General features: G+C 50.0%; 5 protein-coding genes. 3 read left to right on the top strand and 2 right to left on the bottom strand.

All coding sequences use genetic code 11. The features are described 5' to 3' along the window. Positions 1–939: 939 nt before the first annotated feature. Positions 940–1,734 (bottom strand): helix-turn-helix domain-containing protein, encoded by a 795-nt coding sequence (locus LF929_RS13375; RefSeq protein ID WP_038904906.1) that lies wholly within the window; start codon positions 1,732–1,734, stop codon positions 940–942. Between the two features lie 77 nt (positions 1,735–1,811). Between LF929_RS13375 and LF929_RS13370 the strand changes: the two genes are divergently transcribed. From LF929_RS13370 to LF929_RS13360, 3 genes are read left to right on the top strand one after another with little or no spacing between them, the layout of a single operon-like run. Next, a complete protein-coding gene (locus LF929_RS13370; protein ID WP_226092950.1) occupies positions 1,812–3,851 on the top strand; it encodes an FUSC family protein in 2,040 nt (679 codons plus the stop codon). Continuing rightward, a complete protein-coding gene (locus LF929_RS13365) occupies positions 3,841–4,056 on the top strand; it encodes a DUF1656 domain-containing protein (RefSeq protein WP_210175913.1) in 216 nt (71 codons plus the stop codon). The genes LF929_RS13370 and LF929_RS13365 overlap by 11 nt, the downstream gene beginning before the upstream one ends. After that, positions 4,053–4,916 carry an HlyD family secretion protein gene (locus tag LF929_RS13360; protein WP_038904902.1) on the top strand — a complete coding sequence of 288 codons (864 nt, stop codon included), beginning with the start codon at positions 4,053–4,055 and terminating at the stop codon, positions 4,914–4,916. Before LF929_RS13365 ends, LF929_RS13360 begins: the two co-directional genes overlap by 4 nt. 456 nt (positions 4,917–5,372) lie before the next feature. Here LF929_RS13360 and LF929_RS13355 read toward each other — a convergent pair whose 3' ends face one another. Next, positions 5,373–5,993: a flavin reductase family protein gene (locus LF929_RS13355; protein WP_038904901.1), complete on the bottom strand. Its 621-nt coding sequence runs from the start codon at positions 5,991–5,993 to the stop codon at positions 5,373–5,375. Positions 5,994–6,023: the final 30 nt, after the last annotated feature.

Raw genomic sequence — 6,023 nt, 5'->3', positions numbered from 1 at the left:
ATGAATTAGTCCCTATTTAATCTGACACATCCTTTTGAAAAATTCAGAGTTACCTGTTTTGATAAAGGTGCAGGAACGTAAATCAAAACAAAAAGCGGTAACGCTCGTGTTGCATACTAACAATCCCATTATTAAATACAACGTAGGTTTATTAAATATGACGGAATGATTAGGAGAATGTTAGGGGGCTCTCATAGAACAAAGGGTAACACACGTGATTTCAACGCAATACGCTCTGCGATTGTGACGTGGCTGGTGGTGATATGACCTTGAAATTTCAATTCGATATTTGATGGCATCACGGTTGTAATGAGTGTGCTTTTATGACCAAATGAATAATTCCATGTCTGTGTAAGTTTACTCGGTGATTTTTTGTAAATTTTTATGTTGTGTTTTTATTTGTATCTTTAAAAAATCAAAATAAAATACATCCAGATGTAAATAAGTTTTTTGAAAGTATTTCACCTGATGTGATTTACCCCGTAATTAAGAGAGAAAAAGTTTTTTTGTAGAGGGTTATTTAAAATGAGTTGGTTAACTTATTTTTTGATTTTGCGTTGATGACTAATAGCAGATAGATCGTCATCGTTAGGATGGTGAATTCATAGTGAAATGGTGGACATGCAACTAAGTGAGTAAATGCTCATGTAAGAGGTAGCTCACATGCTCAAACCCATTTTATCGCTGCGGATCAAGGGGGGCTACGCCCGACTATGCAAGGGCAGTTTTTTCTCCCGTGTGCTTTGATAGCTTAATCATGTCACTGAGCGCCGGGGGAAAATGAAAGCCGCCGCGGCGCTGACAAATAAGCTAACACGTATTGCCTGGCGGTTTCTGTCAGAAGTGGTTGATTGCGAGATGAACAAGGCTTTTGCAATGACGTAATGATTTGGTTCGTCACAAACCGCCTGTAATAACCTGATGCCGTAGCGTACCAGTTTAAGGTACATTTATTTTCCGTTCGGCAAAGTAGTGAGCGGGCGTGCTGCCCATTGTTTTTTTGAACATGGTGATAAACGCATTAACCGATTCATATCCGAGATTTGCCGCAACATTCTGTACCGACACGCCACTTGCTAGTTCCCGAAGAGCGATTATCAGCTGAAGTTGTTGACGCCAGCGTCCGAATGTCAGCCCGGTTTCGCGCAGCATCAAACGCGCGAGAGAACGCTCGCTGAGTGCAAGCCTTTTTGCCCACGCTTTGAACGTGCTTCTATCGTCAGGGTGACTGACCAACGCATCAGCCATGGCGCGGATTTTAGGGTGTGACGACACCGGGAGGCTCAGTTTCTGCTGCGGCATGGTGGCTAATTCATCAAGTGTCACTCTGGTCAGTCTGGCGAGATGGCTTTCTGGTGGGTATTCGACATCCTCGCAGGTTAAACGAGCAACGAGTTCTTTGATAAGACCAGAAATTGCCAGGGTGCAGCATTGTTCTGGAAGCGCGGCGGTGCCAGGCTCGATAAACAGATAGTTGAGATGAGCATTCCAGGTCGCTTTGGCGCTGTGTGGCACTCCGCCTGGGATCCAGACGGCGCAATCGGGCGGCACGATCCAGATGTCATTTTCGGCACGGCAAATTACCGCGCCATAAAGGGCAATAATCAATTGCCCTTTACGGTGTGTATGTACCGGCACTTCTGCCGCGTAATCAACGAAATCCAGATGACGCGCGACTGCGGGGCAGGGTGTGGAGTCCGGATCAAACAGCGTATTGGCGAGTGGGGGCAACATAGTATTGGCAACATTTAGGTATTTTTTGACAGAATAGAGTATTTAAGAGGGTATGCAAGCCGGTAATAATTTCCGGCATGAGAAAAATCAACGCTAGTCACTTTCATTTTTTACACGCGATATGCCATCGGCTACGCGGTGCAGCTTCTCCTGTGCTGCTGAATGATGCCGGCGCTCTGCTCTACTCTGCGAAGAGTTTTGCTGCAGCGATGCTCGCATACCACATAGCCCTGTCAATTGGCCTTGAGCGGCCTTCCTGGGCAATTATCACCGTGTATATCGTTTCGCAAACCTCAGTCGGAGCGTCGCTTAGTCGAAGCCTGTATCGTCTGGCGGGAACGGTAGTTGGTGCGAGCATGACAGTATTAATTATACCCGCATTCGTGAATACGCCAGTATTTTGCAGCGTGATACTGACTGGCTGGATCACCTTCTGCCTCTATTTGTCTCTGCTGGAACGCACGCCCCGCGCCTATGGCTTTGTCCTGGCTGGTTACACCGCGAGCTTGATTGGCTTTCCTGCGGTATCCGACCCTGGCGCGATTTTTAACATCGCTATTGTTCGGGTACAGGAAATCATGATTGGTATCTTCTGTGCGGCGCTTATTCATCGCTATGTATTGCCCGCGCGCATCTCCGGCCAGTTCAACAGTAAATTATCGCAGACGCTGCACGCGGCGCGACAGCGGGTCGCAGACACTTTAGCAGGTAAACCCGATGCTGTTTCCGGGCCGCTGCATATGGCACTGGCGTTGCAGTTTCTGCAGGGCATCAGCCATCATATTCCTTATGATTTCGCGCTCTCTGTACCGATCCGGCAAGCCAGAAAAGGGATCCATGACCGGCTGGCTCGATTAGTCATCATCAACTGTGAATTACGCGATCGCCTGTCGCTGATGGCGGGGATGTCTGCCGATGTACAAACCCTGGTGAGTGATGTCCAGGCCTGGCTTGTGTGTAAAGATGAAGGAAAATGTAAAAACGCGGCTGAAGCGCTCAGAAAACGCAGTGAACAATTGCTGCACTGGCACGCGGCGCAAGTGCTGACGTTTGAAGATGCTTTGCGGGTAAGTTTCGTACGCTATCTGAAAGAAGTTATTGTCCTTACCCAGCAGTGCGAGCGTCTTTCTGATGCCATACATCACGTGAAGATCGCACCGACACACGCAGAAAAATATACGGTGAAAGGGTATGTATTCCACCGGGATTTCATGACTGCAGCCCGCATGGCGTCAGGCGCTTTTGCCATCATCCTGAGCGGTTGTCTGGTGTGGATTTTCTCGGCCTGGCCTGATGGCGGCACGGCGGTTTCTATCCTTGGCGTCTGTTGCACCCTGTTTGGCAGCTTCGATACGCCCGCCCCGCATATTGTGAAATACATTATCGGCTCCTTCTGGGGGGTTGTGATGAGCCTGATCTACAGCTTCGCCCTACTACCACAAGTCAGTGATTTTATCGTGCTGGTAGCGGTTTTAGCTCCGATATATCTGCTGGCCGGATCGCTCCAGGCCAGACCACCCACCACGTTTATGGCCATGGGGATCACCCTGACTCTGCCCATTTTGTGCGAGTTAGGTACACACTACAGCGGGGATTTTGCCGTGGCGGTGAATACCTCTATCGCATTATTCTCTGCTACCGGCTTTGCGGTGTTCGGCATGGCCCTTCTGCAAACCGTGCAGGCAGATGCGGCGATAAAACGCCTGCTTAAACTATGCCAGCGCGATATTAACCGCAGCGTGAAAGGTGTGCTGAATATCGACGAAACCCACTGGACTAACCTGATGATCGATCGGGCTGCATTGATACTGCCGCGTTTGCAGCGCAGCGGACAGTCACCTGAACTAGCACTGAATCATCTGTTGCACGCTCTACGTCTAGGCTTGTGTGTCATGTACTTACGCCAATGTGATGCGCATGCGAACAAAGAAATAACAGAAATACTCACTCTCCTTACCCGCGCGACAGACATTGGCACCTTACTTCAACGTATTGCCATCCTGATTGAGAGCCGCTTGCCCGTTACAGATGAACTATCGCGACAGTATGTCGACCGACTGGTTGATCTGTACTGCGCATTACGTGATCAGAAAATGGAGCCAGACGATGATCAATGACTTCAATATTGGGGGCGTTTTTGTACCAGGTCTGCTGATAATTGCCCTCGTCGCGATGACCTGTACGCTGTTAATCGTGCCGCTTTTCTCGTTCAGCAAGGGCTACCGCCGCTTGCCGCTTCGCCCGATGATCGATTTTTCCATCTGTATTATTACTTTTTACCTGCTGTTGCAGGGACTGACCGAGCTGGGGTTATTTGCATGAAATCGTTACTTTCTCTACTGGGCCGCTACGCGCTGACGCTAAGCGCGGTGGCGGTGGCTACACTTTTGGCTTTTATTCTCTGGAAACATTATGCGCAAACGCCCTGGACCCGCGATGGCCGGGTTCGTGCGGAGGTGGTACAGATTGCGCCGGATGTCTCCGGACCGGTGCTGAATGTGGCCGTTCGCGATAATCAGTGGGTTAATCGTGGCGATGTGCTCTATTCCATCGACCCGCACTGGCTGAAGCTGGCAGTGGTCAGCGCACAGGCAGATGTTGAGGCGAAGCGTTATGAGATGCTGATGCGCCAGGATGCGGCCAGGCGACGCTCTCAGATCAAAGGGATGATTTCCAGTGAGGATTTACAGCAAACAGCCAGCGCAGCCAGTATCGCTGCAGCCAATTATCAGGGGGCACAGGCTACACTGAACCTTGCAGAGCTTAATTTGTCTCATGCCACTGTCCGGTCCCCGGTTGCGGGCTATGTTACGCATTTGCGGCTCCGCCCTGGCGACTATGCCATGGCGGGAGAAACTAACGTTGCCATCATCGATGCCCAAAGTTTTTGGGTGGTTGGCTATTTTGAAGAGACTAAGTTGCACCATATTCGCGTGGGAAATACTGCACACATTTCGCTGATGGGGTTTGAGCCGGTAATCACAGGTCATGTGGAGAGTATCGGACGTGGAATAGGTGACAGCAATGACGAGACGGGGAAGCTTGGCCTACCTAATGTCGAGCCGACATTTAGCTGGGTGCGGCTCGCGCAGCGTATCCCGGTTCGGATTCATATAGACACGTTGCCGGAGGGCATCGAATTGGTGGCGGGACTGTCCGCCAGTATATCCGTCACACCATAATGACAAGTATTGTCTTTGTTGAGTATTTCTGCAGAACCGGAGAATTATCATCTTTTGAATCTATAAGCCCGATGAGAATGTATTTTTCTGGTAGAGTAACGCTGAGATTACGGTTATGAAGAACAGAAAAGAATTTGTAATGGACTTAATTGTTTGGGTCAATAATAACATCGAAATGCCACTGAAAATTGATGATGTAGCTATCAAATCTGGATATTAAAAATGGCATTTGCAGAGATTGTTTTTTTCGGAAACGGGTCAGAGTCTTGGACGGTTTATCAGAGAGAGAAAATTAAGCCTTATTGCAGAAACACTTATCGCAACAAATGACTCAGTGATAAACATATGAGAGTTTACTCACTTAGTCGCGTGTCCACTAATGGTGGGTAAGATCATCTCCATGCATAGCGACAGCTTTCGCCTTCAGCCTTTTTGCTTTAGTCGCTCGACGTCGAGTCAATCAATCGGTCGCTCAAGTTTGAAAAGCTGCTCCGCGCTGATTTCGAAGTAGTCGGCTGGCCCACCGCCGCGCAGGATCGGTCGTGCCTGCGCAGTCTGGTACACGCCGTCCTTGATCAATTGCCGGTCAATATGGATTGCTACTGCTTCTCCCAACACCAGCCACGCTGGAAGTGCCGCGCCGCCCTGCGCCTCAAGCTGTACGATCTGGGTGACTACGCATTCAAACTGCACTGGGCTAGCTGCAACACGCGATGGCCGCACCTTGGCAGAGGGCAACGTCTCCAGCTTGGCTAACTCGAACTCATCGACATGTGCTGGTACCATCGCCGCAGAGGCGTTCATCGCCTCGACGAGTTCTCGCGTCGCCAGATTCCATACGAACTCGCCGGTGTCACGCGCGTTGGCAAGCGAGTCCTTCGCACCAAGTGAGCAAAAGCCGATGATCGGTGGCTTGTAGTTGAAAAGGTTGAAGAAGCTGTAGGGTGCAAGGTTGCGTACGCCGTCTTTAGATACTGTGCTGATCCAGCCAATCGGTCGCGGAGCTACGATGGCGTTGAGCGGGTCATGACGCAGGGAATGCCCTTGCGCCGGTTCGTAGAAATGCCAGTGGGTCATAGTGTTACCTCTTTAGGAGCGGGCACAAGG

This window comes from Dickeya oryzae (genome assembly GCF_020406815.2).
Lineage (GTDB): Bacteria > Pseudomonadota > Gammaproteobacteria > Enterobacterales > Enterobacteriaceae > Dickeya > Dickeya oryzae.
The sequence above is the reverse complement of the archived record's forward strand: the minus strand, read 5'-3'. Positions and strand labels throughout refer to the sequence as shown.

Excerpts from the sequence above, each read along its gene's own strand:
- LF929_RS13360 (WP_038904902.1), top strand. The coding sequence starts at position 4,053 with ATGAAATCGTTACTTTCTCTACTGGGCCGCTACGCGCTGACGCTAAGC.
- LF929_RS13375 (WP_038904906.1), bottom strand. The coding sequence starts at position 1,734 with ATGTTGCCCCCACTCGCCAATACGCTGTTTGATCCGGACTCCACACCC.
- LF929_RS13370 (WP_226092950.1), top strand. The coding sequence starts at position 1,812 with ATGAGAAAAATCAACGCTAGTCACTTTCATTTTTTACACGCGATATGC.
- LF929_RS13355 (WP_038904901.1), bottom strand. The coding sequence starts at position 5,993 with ATGACCCACTGGCATTTCTACGAACCGGCGCAAGGGCATTCCCTGCGT.
- LF929_RS13365 (WP_210175913.1), top strand. The coding sequence starts at position 3,841 with ATGATCAATGACTTCAATATTGGGGGCGTTTTTGTACCAGGTCTGCTG.